Here is a 16,949-nt window from a genome sequence, read left to right on the forward strand (position 1 = left end):
TAACAACCCGTCCGGAGACGTTCTCCGGGCGGGTTTTTTCGTTACCGGGAGCGTCGAAAGTCGTTGCCTAGAAACAACTTGAAGGACGCCTGCACTTGACATTCACACAACTTCCCGTACATTTGGGGGATGTGTGGGGCAAAGTGGGGAATTTCCCCATGGTTCAAACGACGACTCGCCAGGGAGTAACACCAGGTGATCTGACCTGAACCATGCCCGCTGCAGCTCACAGTCATGGCAACGTTCAAGGGTCAGGCGGAATTCTCGGTCGACAGCAAGGGTCGTGTAGCGATCCCTGCCAAGATGAGGAACGCCTTGAGCCCCGCCGCAAAAGGCACGTTCACCATGACCCGTGGGTTCGAAAAGTGCGTGTTTCTCTATCCCATGGACGAGTGGGAGCGCATCGAAGAGCAGATCGGCGGGCTGAACATGTACAGTCGCCAGAGTCGAGACTTCGTGCGCACCATTCTGATGTGGGCAGACGAGGTGGCACTGGACGGACAGGGACGAGTCAGCCTCACACGGCCCCTCATGGAGTTCGCCGGGATCTCGGAAAAGGTTCTGATCATCGGCGCGCTCGACCACATTGAAATCTGGGACCCGGAAACGTTTGGCACCTACATGGGCGGCCAGCAGGACGATTACGAAACGCTGGCTGAACGAGTAATGGGGCAATGACGGACCGGATTTCCTTAGCGCCATTCGTTCGGATTCCGGTGTGAACCCCTACGCATCGGGTTATCACGAACCTGTTCTTTGCAAGGCTGTCGTTAACGGACTCGTCGGGAAGACCGACGGGTACTTCGTGGACGCCACGCTCGGTGGCGGGGGCCATACGGCGGCTCTCCTCGACGCGCTGGATCCTGCAGGAACCGTAATCGGCATCGATCAAGACGACGATGCCATTGCGGCCGCCTCACACCGACTGCAGGATGCCATTGCCGAGGGACGTCTTCAGATACTCCAGGGCAATTTCGCCGACCTGGAGGACCTGCTCTCCGCCATCGGGGTGACACAAGTCGACGGCATTCTGCTCGATCTGGGGGTTTCCTCCCATCAGTTTGATGCAGGACAGAGGGGGTTCAGCCACAGGCTGGACGGGCCGCTGGACATGCGCATGAGCGCGGATATGTCCGAGTCGGCTGCGGACCTCCTGGACCGTCTAACCGAACGCGAGCTTCGCCGACTCCTCCGGGAGTTCGGGGAAGAACCCAGGGCGGGCGCCATTGCCAGAGAAGTGATCCGGTCCAGGCCGCTTACCCGCACGTTTGATTTGGTGGGGATCATCGAGCGTGTGGTGCCGCCACCGGACCGATCCAAGGCATTGGCGCGGGTGTTCCAGGCATTGCGCATCGAGGTAAATGATGAGATGCGCGTGCTGGAAAACGTGCTCGCTGCTGCTACGGCCCTCGTCCGCCCCGAGGGCAGGATAGCGGTCATTTCGTACCACTCCCTGGAGGACCGAAGGGTCAAACGGTACCTCCGTTACGGCAACCTGGAAGGCACCCCCCGCCGGGACATTATGGGCAATCTGCTGGCGCCATGGAGGCCGCTGAACAAGAGGCCCATCATTCCCGATGCCGCGGAGGTTGCGGCCAACCCGCGGTCTCGAAGCGCGCGCCTCCGCCTGGCCGAACGACTGCCACTCCCCTGACCCCAAACATGCCAGAACCGAAAACCCGCAGAAAGAGCAAGCGTCCAGTTCGCTTCGTGAAGGCAGCCCCTGCCCCTCGAAAGAGTGGCAAGCGGGCCGTCTCCCGAAAGGCGTCGGCGCGGCCGTCAGCCGTGCGACGGCGAGTGGCAAGGGCCCCGCGCAGCGAGCACGACGAGGGGTATCCCTCATGGAACGAACTTTCCGGAAGCGATACCGGGAGTGCTTCTCGCAGGGACTTCGGTGGCCTTTTCGCGACCGTCTCCACGCTCAGGCTGGCACTGATGATCATGGCGGTGTCCGCAGTGGTGACGCTTTATGTGGGGCACGTGTACGCAACGGCCGACCTCCTCGGGGAGGTCGATACGCTGCGCCGAGAAAATCTGGAGCTTCATCTCGAGCGGAACCAGGTGAAGGCAGCCTATGACCGTGCATCGAGTCCGTCACGCATCACCGCCCGGGCTCGAGCCCTGGGCCTGGTTGAAGCGGTTCCTTCCGGCTCTCCCATCCGGCTGAGGCCCTGACCCCACTGCATGCCGATCCGCGACGAGATTCTGGCGAGGATGTATGTGATGCTTACCCTGCTGGCCCTGGTGCCGGCGGCGGTTGGCTTGCAGGTGGTGCGTGTAGGCCTTGTAGACGCGGAAAACCTGAAGGAGGCCGGTGACCGGCAAACCGCGCGTGTAGATCCGATTCCGGCCATGCGTGGTGCCATTGTGGACAGGAAGGGACGCACACTTGCGGTCAACACCGCTCGATTCGACATCGCGGTTGATCCCAGCGTGCCCGGCTTCGCAGGTGCAGCGGAGACGCTCTACGCGTCCCTGGCCAACGCGACCGGGCGGCCAACGGCCTACTTCCGGCGTCGCGTACGGACATCGAGCAGCGAACGCTACGCCCTGTTGGCGCGAGGCCTCGACACCACACAGCTTGCCGATCTAGACCGGTCCGTGCCCGGGCTGATCGTGCAGGAAGGACACAGTCGCACGTACAACTACGGCCGAATCGGATCGCATGTGCTCGGACATGTTGGCGCAGCGCTGGAGGGACTGGCGGGTCTCGAGCAATTCTACGATCGCGACCTGACCGGCACGGCCGGCCGGCGCGACATGGTCGCAGACCGACTGAAGCGTCGCCGCCCGGCCGCCGACGGGGAGTTTGTCCTGCCGGATCACGGGGCAACCGTGGTGACTACCATCGATCTGGTGCTGCAGTCCATACTGGAGGAAGAGCTGGCCGCGGGTACGGCCTATGCAGGAGCCAAATGGGCCACAGCCGTCGCCATGGATCCGAAGACCGGGGCCATTTTGGCAATGGCCAATGCTCCCACCTACGACCCTCACCAGGCCGGCGCATTTGGTTTCGGGGCCCGGCGCAACCGCGCGATCGCCGACGAGGTGGAGCCCGGCTCGACGTTCAAACTGGTCACAGCCGTCAGTGCGCTCGAACAGGGCCTTGTGTCCATGTCGGATACCGTGGACACCGGCAACGGCACGGCGATCTTTCAGGGGCGTCCGGTCCGGGACACGCGCGGCTACGGACCCATTCCCTTTTCTCGGGTAATCGCGGTCTCCAGCAATATCGGGTCCGCCCGCGTTGCAGAGCGAGGCACCAAGGGCGGGTTCTACCAGACCGCCAGGGCGTTCGGGTTTGGCATGGACACCGGAATCGATCTCCCCGGCGAGGAGGACGGTCTGCTGGAGCGCATCTCTGAGTGGAAGGGCTCCACACTGCAAGCCATGAGCCGCGGCTACGGGGTTGCGGCGACACCCCTGCAGCTACTGAACGCCTACGCCGCCCTGGCCAACGGCGGCTTGCTCATGCGGCCCCACGTGGTCAAGGAGATCCGGGATGTTCGCGGGGAGACCATCTGGCGAGCCGAGCCCGACTCGATCAGGCGCGTAATGACTCAAGAAACCGCAGGCCTGCTACTGCCGGCATTTGAAGAGGTGGTCACCGACGGCACGGCCAAAAAGGCGGCCATTCCGGGTGTCCGAGTCGCGGGCAAAACAGGCACAGCGTGGAAGGTCGTGAACGGAGCCTACTCCTCGGGACACTCAAGGGCCACCTTTGTCGGGTTCTTCCCGGCAGAGGACCCGGTTGTGGCCCTGCTCGTCATGATGGACGAGCCGAGGGTGTCCACCTACGGCGGCGACGTTTCGGCTCCCGTGTTTGCGGCGGCAGGCCGCAGGTGGCTACCAACCCTCTTTGAGGATCGCCGCCCGGCAGCGCTTGCGGAAGCAGATACAGTCCGGGTGCCACAGCTGATGGGGCTGCCTCCCACAGTCGCCGAGCGTCGCATTCTCGCGGCCGGCCTGGAAACCAGCGAGTTTCCCCAGGCGGTGGCCGCGGTTTCGAAAGTCACGCCCGTGGAGGGCTCGAATGCGGCCCTGCGCGAACGCATACGCGTTTCGATGCAGGAGGCATCGGTCGACGAAACCATGCCCGATCTCACCGGATGGACGGTCCGGGATGCGGCGTTCTGGTTGCGGGAGCGAGGCGTTGATGTACGGGTAGAGGGCACTGGAGCGGTTCGGGGTCAGCTCCCGGCCGCAGGAGTCGGGCTTCCAAGCATAGCACGCCTGCGCGCCGGTGACTGAGTCGATGCCTCATATCCGGACTCTCGGTGGCCTCGTGGAACGCCTGTCGACATCGGGCCTGCTGGTTACTGCGAGACCGCAAGCCGAAGACCCGTCTGCCAGCCCGGTCGAGGGCATCACGTGCGACTCCAGGGAAGTGCGGCCCGGCTGGGTTTTCGTGGCCATTCGCGGGCACGCTACGGACGGACATGCCTTCATTCCGGACGCTCTGGAGCGCGGGGCGGTGGCCGTTGTTGTGGAGGAGCCGGTCGCCGCGGAGGTGCCGGTGTTTGAGGTCGAGAGTTCTCGAAGCGGACTGGCGCGGCTCGCAGCTGCGTTCTATGGAGACCCCTCCCTGGACCTGACTACGTGTGGTGTAACGGGCACCAATGGCAAGACCACGACGGCGTGGCTCCTCTCCCAGGCCCTGACCGCGGCCGGACACCGCTGCGGGTACATGGGTACCATCGGGTATGGGCTGCCAGGGAAGCTTGAGGAGACGGCCCACACCACCCCCGACGCCGTGCGCGTGCAGCGAGCGCTGGGACACATGAGACAGGCGGACTGCGACGGTGTCGCCATGGAGGTGTCGTCCCACGCCCTCGACCAGCGACGAGCCGAAGCGGTGGACTTCGACGCCGCGGTGTTCACCAACCTGACCCGGGACCACCTCAACTACCACGGATCGTTCGAAGCCTACTTCGACGCCAAGGCGCTGCTCTTCGAGGGCCTGCGGCCCGAAGCGCTCGCGGTCATCAATATGGATGATCCGGCCGGCACCGCGATGGCGGATCGTGCAACCGGCCGCACACTTTCGTACGGCACCACGGGTACCGAGGACGTGTCGTTCACCGTGCGCTCGGATCTGGGACATGGAATCCGCATGCGACTCGACGGACACGATGCGACGTTCCGTCTTTCGGGGTCATTCAACGCCTACAACCTGGCAGCGGCCTATGCGGCCATGGAGGCATACGGCGTAGCAGCGCGGGAACGGCTGGATGCCCTGGCCGAAGCCCGGCCGGCTCCGGGCCGCTTCGAGATCATCGACATAGGCCGCGAACGGTCCGTGGTGATAGACTTCGCCCACACGCCGGACGCGCTCAGAAACGTACTCAGCGCCGCCCGCGGGATCGTGCCCGCGGGTGCCAACCTTTGGTGCGTCTTCGGTTGCGGAGGTGACCGGGACACGGGCAAGCGGCCGCTCATGGGCGGCATTGCGGAAGAGCTCGCAGATCGGGTCATCGTCACCAGCGACAACCCTCGCACGGAAGATCCGGAGGCCATCCAGGCCGACATCAGAAGCGGAGTGAGTCACCCCGAGCGCATGCACTGGATCGTCGACCGGAGGCAGGCCGTACATCGCGCCGTCGAGACGGCCGGTCTGGGTGACGTAATTGTGCTCGCGGGCAAGGGCCCTGAGCCCTACCAGATCATCGGAACCGAGAAACGCCCCTACCTGGACGAGGCGGTAGTGCGGGAGGCAGCTGGAGTCTGATGCTTTACTGGCTGTTCCAATACCTCGAAGACCTGTTTGCGCCGCCCGGATTCCAGGTGTTCCAGTTCATTACGGTACGCGCCTCCCTGGCCGCGATAACCGCACTGGTCATCTCGACCATCATCGGCCGACGCATCATCCGCTGGCTCGCGGCCCAGCAGATCGGTGAAGAGGTGCGTCAGGATGTCGATGCCGGGGCGGTCGATCATAGCCACAAGCGGGGAACGCCGACGATGGGGGGTGTGATCATCCTGTTCGGTGTGCTGGGATCCACTCTGCTCTGGGGTGCAATCTGGGAGCCCTGGGTCTGGTTGGCCATGCTTGCAACCGCCTGGATGGGTGCCTTCGGCTTTGCGGACGACTACATAAAAGTCGTCAAGAGAGACAAGTCGGGACTCCCGGCGCGCATCAAGCTCATCGGCCAGATATCGCTGGGACTGCTGGTAGGTACCGTCATCTACGTGCAGCCCGCGTTCGAGGAATTCAACACGCTCACCTACCTGCCCTTCGTCGCAGAGGAGTCGTTGGACTACAACTTCCTGGCCGGCTGGATTCCGGGCGTCGATTTGGGCTGGCTCATCTACATCCCGGTCACGGTGTTCATCGTGACGGCACTCTCCAATGCCGTCAACCTTACCGACGGCCTGGACGGGTTGGCTGCGGGCGTCACAGGCATTGTGGCGCTTGGTCTGACCGCGCTTTGCTACGTCGCTGGCAACGTGAATATCGCCGAATTCCTCTCCGAGATGTACCTGGTCGGCGCAGGTGAACTGACGGTGTTCACACTTGCGCTCGCCGCGGCATGCTTCGGCTTTCTCTGGTACAACGGATATCCCGCCCAGGTCTTCATGGGTGATACCGGGGCGCTGGCACTGGGTGCAGCGGTAGGCACGGTGACCCTGCTGATTCGCAAAGAGCTCTTGCTGCCGCTCCTTTGTGCCGTGTTCCTCGCAGAATCGCTCTCGGTGATCATCCAGACTACCTGGTTCAAGTACACGCGCAGGAAGTACGGCGAGGGAAGACGCGTCTTCCTGATGGCGCCCTTTCATCACCATTGGGAAGCGAAGGGACTGCACGAAGCCAAGATTGTCGTGCGATTCTGGATAGTCACGGCAGTGACTGTCGTGGCGGCCCTGCTCATCCTCCGCATTCGATGAGGGCAGCACTGAGATACAAGACCCGCGGCGCCCGGACCACGGTGGTTGGTGCAGCCCGAAGCGGCGTTGCTGCCGCGCGGCTGCTCAAACGCCGCGGAGCACGGGTATTCGTCACGGACCACGGACGCATTCCGGCCGAAACCGAGCACGAGCTGCGGGAAATGGGCATCGGGTACGAATTCGGCGGACACACCTCCACCGCGCTGGAGGCAGATTTTGTGGTCACCAGCCCCGGAGTTCCTCCCGAATCCTACGTCTTGTCGGAGGCGCGCCGCACGTCGATTCCTGTCTATTCGGAGATCGAAGTCGCGTCGTGGTTCTGCACGGCTCATGTGGTCGGCATAACCGGATCCAACGGAAAGACCACGACGACCTCGCTAACAGGCCATGTGTTTTCACGCTCCGGGCGACGGACCTGGGTCGCGGGCAACATCGGCCTGCCCTTCGCGGACATCGTGAGTCGGGTCGAAGACGAGGACATCGTGGTCCTGGAAGTGTCCTCGTTCCAACTGGAACAGACCGCCACCTTCCGTCCGGACATCGCCATCCTTCTCAACATCACCCCGGACCATCTGAACCGCTACGGCGGAAGCATGAAGCGGTACATCGAGACGAAGTACCGCCTCTGCGCCCATCAGCGTACCGGAGACACCCTCATCTACAACCTGGACGACCCGAACCTCGCAGATCTGGCCTATCGCACCCCTCAGGTGCGCCGCCTGGGCTTTTCACTGGAGCACGAGGATGCGGCCGCTTTTGTCCGGGACAACACCATTCATCTGCGCTTGAACGGCAACGAAGAACCTCTCATGCAGACCGAACAACTGGCGCTTCGAGGCAAGCACAATCTGTACAACTCGCTGGCGGCCGCCGTGGCGGCACGGGTGATGGAGGTACGGAGCGATGTGGTCCGGGAAAGCCTGGCCACGTTCGAGGGCGTGCCGCACCGGCTCGAGACCGTACGCGAAGTAGACGGAGTGCGCTATATCAACGACTCCAAAGCGACGAACGTCAATGCGGTCTGGTATGCGCTGGAGAGCATGCGGGAGTCCGTGGTGCTGCTGGCCGGCGGCCGGGACAAAGGGAACGACTACACCCCACTGAAGCCTCTGATCAGTGCGAAAGTCCGCACGCTGATCACGTTTGGCGAAGCATCCGGATTGATTTCCGATGCGCTCGGCACCTCGGCAGAGCGCGCCTTGCGCGCGCGAGACCTCGAAGAAGCCGTCCAGCTGGCCCATGAAGAGGCCCGCACGGGCGATGTGGTCCTGCTGAGCCCTGCCTGCGCCAGCTTCGACCAATTCGACAACTACGAACAGCGAGGCAACGCCTTCAAACGACTGGTGAGCAACCTCTAGATGGCCGTCTTGAGCCGCATACTGGTTCGGGAGCCGCTGGACAAATACGTGGTCTGGCTGGTGCTCGCGCTCTCCGCTGTGGGCGTGGTGACGGTCTACAGTGCCATTGCGTACCTGGCAGACACGAAGGCCGGCGGAGACACCTCCGGCCTGCTGTTGGGTCACGTGATGAAGCTTGGGCTGGCCCTGACCGTGATGTTGGCTGTCAGCTACATCGACTACCGGCTGATTGCCCAGTTCGCCAAAGCGTTCCTCATAGGCAGCCTGGTGCTACTGGTCGTCGTCAAGCTGGCCGGCGTCGCAAGTGGCGGCGCCACTCGATGGTTACGCATCGGCGCATTCGGGTTCCAGCCGTCGGACCTGGCGAGGTTCTCGCTGATTCTCTACGCGGCGTCCCTGCTGGCACGCAAGCAGACGTACATGGAGAGCTTCAGTCGCGCTTTTGCGCCACTGTTGTTCTGGATGCTGGTCACGGGAATCCTGATCGGCATGGAGGACCTGTCCACGGCGCTGGTCGCGCTGGCCGTGGTGGGACTGATGGGCTTCGTGGCCCGCGTGCGGATCTGGCAATTGGCGGCGGTGGCCGGCATCGTACTGACGCTTGGGTACGCGCTTCTGCTTACGTCACCCCACCGGGCCGCGCGTGTGGAGTCCTTCGTCGGCGTCAAGATCTTTCCGCACACTTCCGCAGAAGAGGTGTTTTCGGAACGTGACGAAGGCTACCAGTCCCGACAGGCTCGCATCGCGATGGCCATGGGAGGCCTGACCGGCAAGGGACCCGGCAAGAGCACGCAACGCAACTTCCTCCCGGAGGCCTATAACGACTTCATCTTTGCCATCATTGCCGAGGAATATGGCGCGCTCGGGGCGCTGGCCATCCTGGCCATGCTGATGGCATTTCTCTTCCGGGGTTTCCTGCGTATCGCGAGATACGCCCCCGACCCACTGGGGCTCTTCCTGGCGGTGGGACTCACCGCGGCGATTGCCATCTACGGTTTCGCGCACGCGGGCGTGGTTTCGGGAGTGCTTCCGGTAACCGGACTCCCCCTACCGTTCGTGTCCTACGGCGGTACATCCATGCTCATTTCGGGTGTGATGGTGGGCATGCTTCTGAATATCTCCCGCCAGCTCCGATGAGTAGACCCGCCCGCATACTGATCGCAGCCGGAGGCACCGGTGGACACGTGTACCCGGCCATTGCCGTGGCGGACGCGGTCAAACGAAAGGAGCCGGCCTCTGCACTGGCATTCGCCGGCACGACGGACCGGATCGAGTGGGAGGCCGTGCCGCGGGCAGGCTATCCCATCTATCCCATCACAGCCGCGGCGCTGAACCGAGCCGACAAATTGGCCAACCTCCGCGTACCCGGTCGGCTTGCCAAGGGCCTTTACCAGAGCTACCGGCTTGTGCACGAATTCGATGCGGACCTGGTATTTGGAGCCGGCGGCTTTGTGGCCGGTCCCGTCGGTGTCGCGGCGTGGATGGGAAAACGGCCCCTGGTGCTGCAGGAGCAGAACGCCTACGCGGGCGTCACCAACAGACTGCTCGGGCGGCTCGCAGAACAAGTGCACATCGCGTTCCCGGAAGCAACTGAAGCGTTTCCGGAAGGTCGTGTGCTCCTGTCAGGCAATCCCACCCGTTCAGCCCTGAAAGGGGTGCAGCAATCGCCGGCTCGGCGCCGGATGGGGATCCCGGAGGATGCACGCGTGCTGCTGGTGTTCGGAGGCTCTCTGGGCAGCCAGGCCCTGAATGAGGCGCTCATGGAGACCGTTCATCTCTTCCTCGAGGGAACCGATGCCCATCTGATCTGGCAGACTGGACGCCGATACCATGAGCGCGTGCGTGCGGCGATAGCGCCCACTGATCGGCTGCACATCCTGGAATATCTGCACGATATGCCGGCCGCGTATGCCTGTGCCGACCTGGCCATGTGCAGGGCCGGCGCCAGTACCTGCGCAGAGCTCTTGGTCACCGGTACGCCGGCCATTCTGGTTCCGAGTCCGAACGTTGCCGAGGATCACCAGACGCACAACGCGCGCTCGGTGGTCGCTGCAGGAGCAGCGCGAATTCTGCCGGAGCCTCAGCTGGTTTCGGAATGGGTAGCAATGGCTTCTTCCCTGCTGGATGATCGGGATGCGCGTGAAGCCATGAGGAGCGCGGCCCGCCGACATGCGGTGGAAGATGCCGCAGAGCGCATCGCCACGTCCCTGCTGGACCTTGCAGGACGGAGGGCAGCAGCATGAGCACACGACGCCTCGAAATACTTGGTCGCTTCCAGCGCATCCACATGGTCGGCATCGGCGGGATCGGGATGAGCTCGATCGCCGAAGTCCTGCTCACACGGGGTTTCCAGGTATCCGGGTCCGACCTGGCGACCTCAGACGTCACCGAACGATTGGAGAGTCTGGGGGCGAAGGTCTATAAGGGCCACGACGCCGCACAGGTCGGCGATGCGCAGCTGGTCGTCTACTCGTCTGCGGTGAAGCCGGACAGAAATCCCGAAACCAAGGAAGCGACCCGGCTGCGCATTCCGCTGATTCCGCGATCCGTGATGCTCGGCGAGCTCATGCGCATGAAGTTCGGAATCGGGATCGCCGGCACCCACGGAAAGACCACCACAACCTCCATGGCCGGCCTGGTCGTGGAATCAGGCGGTTTCGATCCGACGATCATCGTCGGGGGCAAAGTGTCCGTCTTCGGCTCAAATGCCGTGACCGGTGAGGGCGACGTCATTCTGGTCGAAGCCGACGAATACGACCGCACCTTCCTTCGCCTGACCCCCTCTCTGGCGGTGATCACGAACATCGAGGAGGAGCATCTGGACATCTACAGGGATCTTGACGATCTCCTGGAGGCGTTCGTTCAGTTCGCCAACTCGGTGCCGTTCTTCGGCGCGGCGATACTCTGCCTGGATGACGCCAATGTGCAACGCATCGTGGGACGCATCGACCGCCGGGTGGTGACCTACGGAACCAGCCGGCAGGCGGACGTGCGGGCTGACCGCGTGCGGCAGGATGGGCTGTCCATGGTGTTTGACGTGGTGCACCGGGGCAAACGCCTGGGTGAGGCGCGCGTCAACCAGCCCGGTATGCACAATGTGCAGAACGCGCTGGCCGCCATCACGGTGGGGCTTGAGCTCGAAATCGATTTTGAAGGCATCGTACGAGGGCTCGACCGCTTCTCCGGAGTGCAGCGGCGGCTGCATGTGCTGGGCGAGGCCCGCGGTGTGCTGGTCGTCGACGACTACGCGCATCATCCGACGGAGGTGGTCGCCACGCTGGACGCCGCCGTCAACTCCTGGCCGGACCGGCGCATCGTGGCCGCCTTCCAGCCGCACCTGTATTCGCGCACGGCGGACTTCAAGGAGGGCTTTGCCCGCGCGTTCTTCAACGCGGACGTGTTGGTTCTGACAGAGATCTACGGGGCCAGGGAGTCCGAGGAGCAGGAGATCTCCGGTCAGACCGTCGCGGACCTGGCCGAGCAGTTTGGTCACCGGTCGGTCCACTACATCGAGGACAAGAAGGCCCTGGCCACCGGCATCAACGAGTTGGTTCGCGAGGGCGATGTCGTCATCACGATGGGTGCGGGAGACATCTGGCGCAGTTCGCGCGAACTCCTCGCCATGCTGGAGGAGGGCGCATGAGACGAGGAGTGATACTGTGCGTGCTCCTCGTCGGAGCTGGAGTGGCTGGATATATGGGATGGCGCTGGCTGGACCGGGCGCAGGTCGAGCGTGTCCTTGTTCGTGGCGCCGTGTACGCTGACACGAGTGCGGTCACGACGTTGGCAGGTGTTGTCGTGGGAGATCCGCTTGCGCGGGTCTCCACGGAGGTCGCCGCGGACCGGGTCCGTCGACATCCATGGATAGAACGCGCCTCCGTTTCGGCCCAACCCACGGGCTCGGTGATCATCTCGGTCAGGGAGAGAGAACCCGTAGCCCTGGTGATGGACGGAGACGGCCGGCCGGCCTACTACCTGGACCGGTTTGGCTTTCGCATGCCTGCGGTGGCTACGGCCGTCTACGACGTGCCAGTCGTGCGCGGGCTCATCGACGCCTATCACCCCGTCACTCCCGTCGAGAGCCGGCCCGTGCTGGAGCTGATGGCCCTGCTCCCCGATCTGGAAGCGCGAAAGGATGCGCTGTTGTCCGAGATCCACCAGACCCGATCGGGAGACATAGAACTACGCACGGCGGTCTCGCCGGCCGGCCAGTCCATTCGAGTTCGGCTTGGCCAGGACCGGTTCGAGGAGAAACTGGATTTGCTGCAGGCCTACTGGATGCAGGCCGTGCTTGCCCACCCCGAAAAACGCTACGAGTGGCTGGACCTGCGATTCCGCAATCAGGTCGTGGCTCACGAACGCTCAAACACATGAGGAACCCGATGGAGGAGATCAACGATCGCATAGTAGTCGGCCTGGACATAGGCACCACGAAAGTGTGTGCGGTCGTGGCGACCACGGACGAGCTGGACCGCATCAACGTGCTTGGCGTCGGAATGGCCGAGTCCGACGGTCTGAACCGTGGGGTGGTCGTCAACATCGACAAGACAGTGGCGGCCGTTCGGGTCGCCGTCGGCGAAGCCGAGCGCATGGCCGGAGTCACGGTCAACAGCGTGATTGCGGGGATCGCCGGAGACCACGTGCAGAGCTTTCAGAGTCGCGGCGTGGTTACGATTTCCAACCGCGACGGCGAGATTACCGAGGGCGACGTGCAGCGTTTGCTGGAGGACACCACCCACGTGGCCATGCCCGCGGATCGGGAAATCCTCCATGTCATCCCACAGGAGTTTATTGTCGATGGGCAGGATGGCGTGGCCGACCCCGTAGGCATGTCGGGGGTGCGGCTCGAAGCCAACGTGCACATCATCACGGGCCTGGTCTCGGCGGCGAAGAACATCTACCGCTGCATCGAGAAGGCCGGCTACGAAGTCGCGGACATCGTACTCGAGCCCCTGGGCTCGTCATTCTCCGTGCTGCACCCGGATGAGAAGGAAGTCGGCGTAGCTCTTATCGACATCGGCGGAGGCACGACGGACATCGCCGTGTTCGAGGACAATACAATCCGTCACACCGCCGTCATCGCCGTGGCCGGCAACAAGGTCACTGATGACGTGCGCAAGGGCCTCGGTTTGATGCGCGACCAGGCGGAGCGTCTGAAGTGCGCCTACGGATCCGCCCTTGTGGATCTGGTGGATCACGATGAGCAGATCGCCATTACCGGCATCGGTGGTCGCGGCGAGAAACTCGTCGGCAGATCGACGCTGGCGCAGATCATCCAGCCGCGCATGGAGGAAATCCTCGAAATCGCCGCCATCGAGATCAAGCGCAGTGGCTACGGCCGACACCTGTCGGCAGGCGTTGTGCTTACGGGCGGCGGATCCCTGGTAGCAGGTGCCGACGCGCTCGCTTCGGAGATCCTGGGGCTCGAAGCCCGGATCGGCAAACCCATGGGCCTCGCGGGAGGCATGGTACGCGAGGTTTCCGACCCCAAATTCGCGACGGCCGTGGGCCTCGTGCTCTACGGCCTTCGCCCCGAGATGATTGGCGGCACCCCCTTCCGGTCCGACATGGTCTCCAGGGAACAGGAGGAACCCTCTGTGGCAGGCGAAAGGCTTGTCGCCAAGATCGCCGGCCGCATGAAGACCTGGTTCGACGAACTCTGATTTAACCCCTATCCAATCACCCCCGGGTCCGGTCGCTCGCCGGACCTTCAGCCGGCGTCCGTTCCGGTGACGCCACCTACAGCCCAAGTACAGGAGGTTATCCGATGACCAATTTCAGCTCACATTTCGCGTTCGACGACGCGCTCAACGACGAGGCCAAGATCGCAGTGGTCGGCGTCGGAGGTGGCGGAGGCAACGCCGTCAACAGCATGATTGAGAAGGGTATCCACGGTGTGGAGTTCTTCGCAATCAACACCGACTCGCAGGCGCTGTCCATGAATCTGGCACCCACCAAGATTCAGGCGGGTCGGGATCTGACCAAGGGCCTTGGCGCGGGTGCCCGTCCCGCAGTGGGAGCCCAGGCGGTTCAGGAGACGAGGGAGGATCTCACGGAGAAGCTGCGCGGCTTCGACATGGTCTTTATCACAGCAGGCATGGGCGGAGGTACCGGCACGGGCGGAGCACCGATTGTGGCCGCCATCGCCAAGGAACTCGGCATCCTGTCTGTGGCAATTGTCACGAAGCCCTTCGACTGCGAAGGGCGGCGACGTCACCAGGCCGCGGATACCGGCATCCAGTTGCTAAAGGAGAATGTGGATACGCTCATCATCATTCCCAATGAGCGACTTCTGGATATCGCGGACGTAAACACCACGCTCATGGACGCCTTTGGAAAGGCAGACGAGGTGCTGTACAACGCAACACGCGGGATCAGTGACCTGATCACCGTGCATGGTCTGATAAACCTCGACTTCGCCGATGTGCGCACCACCATGAAGGAAGGTGGCACCGCTCTTATGGGCGCCGCTATGGCCTCCGGGGAGGGCCGAGCGGACAAGGCGGCCACCGAAGCGCTTGCGAGTCCGCTGCTGGACGGCCTGTCCATCCACGGAGCCCGCAACGTGCTGGTGAACATCACCGCCGGCAAGTCCCTTGGAATTCGTGAGGCGACAGCAGCAACCAGTATCATCCAGCGCGAGGCCGGGGATGATGTCGAGGTAATCTTCGGAACGGTCATCGACGAGGAGATGGGCGATGAGCTCCGTATCACGGTAATCGCAACCGGCTTCGATTCGGCGGTCCGTCCGGAGCAGCAAGCCCAGAGTCGGCGTCGCACGCTTCCACTGGACGAAACGGGCCCGGTGATCCAGTACAAGGGCGAAGAAGCTCTCCAGAAGCTGGACATGCCCGCCTACCAGCGGCGCACCGCTTCGCTATCGGTTGAGCCGCCCGCTCCCAATCCGACCGGCGATGGAGCGCCTTACCGGGTCCGCAGGCTTCAGGTCGAGGACATTGAAAAACGGGCCGAGCCTGTGAACACGGAGAAGGAGGAAATGCCGGCGTTCCTGCGCAAAATGTTGGACTGATACCAGCACCCGCGCTCTCTGGAGCGCGCTACCTGCCTGTCTTTCCATCCGGGTCCTGAGCAAACCCGGTCATCGCCGCGGGCTGTCGGCGTGGAAAGTTTCCGGGTTCGGTCGGAGTGAGCCGCGTCCTGAGGGGCGCGGCTCGCTCTGTTCTTCTAGTTTTCCCCGGTGAGAAGCCTGTTCCTCATACTAGTCCTCGGGCTGGCCATGCCCGCCCGATCCCAGCCTGTCGGAGTGGTGTGGGATACACCTTCCGATGGGATCAGGGCATCGGCAGACTTGCTGTCCATCGCAGATCTGGGTCTGAGCGCTGTACGAGCGCCGTTCAACGTTTCTGCCGATGTGCGCCGCCAGGCCGACACACTCGGGATCAGCCTGTTTCTGGAAACAAACGTGCTGTTTCCGGTCGCTTCGACCCTGGCCGACACGGCGGGCTGGATTCGCGCACAGGGTTCCCGCCTCAGCACCGAAGGCGGGGCGGCTTCCTTTGGTCTGGCCTACGCGCCGGACACAAGGAAAGCGGAGGTCTGCGCACTCCTTGCCGAGATCGCGGCGGCAGTCGCCCCCATTAAGACGCACTTCGTGTCGGCCTACCCGCACCCCGATCCCTGCGAGGATGCCGTTGATGTGGTGCTCTACCGGGGCGGTACAGTTGCCGGAACTGCCCTGGCCGGGGTCGGTCATCCGGCCGGCTTCGGCTTGGGGTTGCAGGAACAGGCCTATGCCCGATTCATGCCCGACCTGCTGGGGCGCGAGGCCGTGGTCTTTCTATACCGCTGGCGGGACGGCACGCCCTCATCGTTTGCACCAAGACCGCTGCGTGAGCACTGGGGACTGCATGCTGCAGACGGCAGTGCCCGTCCGGCGGTGGCAGTGGTGGGCGGCGCGCTGCGTGAAGGGCGCACGGTCTTTGACAGGCCTGCAGCAGAGCGTGCCAGTCGCCCCGCGAGCCGGTACGTGCTCATCGGCTGGATACTCATCATCCTGCTCCTGTTGGCCGATTTGCGCTCGCTCCGGTTTCGGGCCATGGTCGCCCGCTATTTCACCGCGCACGGCATCTACAGGCAGTCGGTCGCAGACGGTCGAGACAGCCTGGCCCTCGCGAATCTGGTGCTGTTGGTCTCCATTGCGGTTCTGATCGGGCTACTGGCGCACCTCACGAACTCCCTGGTCCGCTCCGGTCCGGTTGTCGCTGCCCTCTGGAGTTGGGCCGGACCCGGCCAGCGCGCCGTATTGGACGTGCTGCTGACCCGTCCCGTTCTGTTGAGCGCCGCGGTGGCAAGCCTGGTCGCGATATCCCTGGTAGCCTGGGCAGGTTTGCTCTATCTGACCGCCGTGCGCCCGTCACGGGGCCGGTTCGGTCAGGCGCTCACCCTGGCACTGTGGCCGAGATGGCCGGTTCTCCTGACGCTGCCCTGCGTCATGTTGGTGGGCTCCGGCCCATGGTCGGAAGTCGCCATCTTAGCCGCGTGCGGATTCGTCGCAGCTACGGGAATATGGAGCTACGTGAGGACCAGCATCGACACCGTCTCCTGCATGCGACCGGGTCCGGTCCGGGCCGTGCTGGTCTGGCTACTGGCCCCCGAGGTGGTTGCAGGGGTCGCCGCATTGGTTGCTTTGTGGAGCTTCGGCGAGGAGTTCAGCTTTCTGCGCAGTCTCGCTGGCTCCTGAGGAAT

At 63.5% G+C, this 16,949-nt stretch carries 14 protein-coding genes; all 14 read left to right on the forward strand.

What is annotated here, in order from left to right; translation table 11 throughout:
• Positions 1–234: 234 nt before the first annotated feature.
• Positions 235–678, forward strand: coding sequence for a division/cell wall cluster transcriptional repressor MraZ (mraZ, locus tag JJ896_04395; GenBank protein MBO6778872.1), 444 nt, complete (start codon positions 235–237; stop codon positions 676–678).
• Positions 679–718: 40 nt separating this feature from the next.
• Positions 719–1,654: a 16S rRNA (cytosine(1402)-N(4))-methyltransferase RsmH gene (gene rsmH, locus JJ896_04400; protein ID MBO6778873.1), complete on the forward strand. Its 936-nt coding sequence runs from the start codon at positions 719–721 to the stop codon at positions 1,652–1,654.
• Positions 1,655–1,797: 143 nt separating this feature from the next.
• Positions 1,798–2,175: a hypothetical protein gene (locus JJ896_04405; GenBank protein MBO6778874.1), complete on the forward strand. Its 378-nt coding sequence runs from the start codon at positions 1,798–1,800 to the stop codon at positions 2,173–2,175.
• Positions 2,176–2,184: 9 nt separating this feature from the next.
• The gene (locus tag JJ896_04410) at positions 2,185–4,251 is read left to right on the forward strand and encodes a PASTA domain-containing protein (protein MBO6778875.1); all 2,067 of its coding nucleotides are present in this window, start codon (positions 2,185–2,187) and stop codon (positions 4,249–4,251) included.
• Between the two features lie 4 nt (positions 4,252–4,255).
• Positions 4,256–5,728 carry a UDP-N-acetylmuramoyl-L-alanyl-D-glutamate--2,6-diaminopimelate ligase gene (locus JJ896_04415; GenBank protein ID MBO6778876.1) on the forward strand — a complete coding sequence of 491 codons (1,473 nt, stop codon included), beginning with the start codon at positions 4,256–4,258 and terminating at the stop codon, positions 5,726–5,728.
• Positions 5,728–6,885, forward strand: a complete 1,158-nt coding sequence (locus JJ896_04420; GenBank protein ID MBO6778877.1) for a phospho-N-acetylmuramoyl-pentapeptide-transferase — start codon at positions 5,728–5,730, stop codon at positions 6,883–6,885. The genes JJ896_04415 and JJ896_04420 overlap by 1 nt, the downstream gene beginning before the upstream one ends.
• The gene (locus JJ896_04425) at positions 6,882–8,243 is read left to right on the forward strand and encodes a UDP-N-acetylmuramoyl-L-alanine--D-glutamate ligase (GenBank protein ID MBO6778878.1); all 1,362 of its coding nucleotides are present in this window, start codon (positions 6,882–6,884) and stop codon (positions 8,241–8,243) included. The genes JJ896_04420 and JJ896_04425 overlap by 4 nt, the downstream gene beginning before the upstream one ends.
• Complete coding sequence (locus tag JJ896_04430; GenBank protein MBO6778879.1) at positions 8,244–9,380, forward strand: cell division protein FtsW; 1,137 nt, start codon at positions 8,244–8,246, stop codon at positions 9,378–9,380.
• Positions 9,377–10,486, forward strand: coding sequence for an undecaprenyldiphospho-muramoylpentapeptide beta-N-acetylglucosaminyltransferase (gene murG / locus JJ896_04435; protein MBO6778880.1), 1,110 nt, complete (start codon positions 9,377–9,379; stop codon positions 10,484–10,486). Before JJ896_04430 ends, murG begins: the two co-directional genes overlap by 4 nt.
• A gap of 17 nt (positions 10,487–10,503) precedes the next feature.
• Positions 10,504–11,886: a UDP-N-acetylmuramate--L-alanine ligase gene (locus JJ896_04440; protein ID MBO6778881.1), complete on the forward strand. Its 1,383-nt coding sequence runs from the start codon at positions 10,504–10,506 to the stop codon at positions 11,884–11,886.
• Positions 11,883–12,617 (forward strand): FtsQ-type POTRA domain-containing protein, encoded by a 735-nt coding sequence (locus JJ896_04445; protein ID MBO6778882.1) that lies wholly within the window; start codon positions 11,883–11,885, stop codon positions 12,615–12,617. Before JJ896_04440 ends, JJ896_04445 begins: the two co-directional genes overlap by 4 nt.
• A complete protein-coding gene (gene ftsA, locus JJ896_04450) occupies positions 12,614–13,906 on the forward strand; it encodes a cell division protein FtsA (protein MBO6778883.1) in 1,293 nt (430 codons plus the stop codon). The genes JJ896_04445 and ftsA overlap by 4 nt, the downstream gene beginning before the upstream one ends.
• A gap of 104 nt (positions 13,907–14,010) precedes the next feature.
• The gene (ftsZ, locus tag JJ896_04455; protein MBO6778884.1) at positions 14,011–15,273 is read left to right on the forward strand and encodes a cell division protein FtsZ; all 1,263 of its coding nucleotides are present in this window, start codon (positions 14,011–14,013) and stop codon (positions 15,271–15,273) included.
• A 207-nt stretch (positions 15,274–15,480) separates the two neighbouring features.
• Positions 15,481–16,944 carry a hypothetical protein gene (locus tag JJ896_04460; protein ID MBO6778885.1) on the forward strand — a complete coding sequence of 488 codons (1,464 nt, stop codon included), beginning with the start codon at positions 15,481–15,483 and terminating at the stop codon, positions 16,942–16,944.
• Positions 16,945–16,949 lie beyond the last annotated feature (5 nt).

Source organism: Rhodothermales bacterium (genome assembly GCA_017643395.1).
Lineage (GTDB): Bacteria > Bacteroidota > Rhodothermia > Rhodothermales > UBA10348 > JABDJZ01.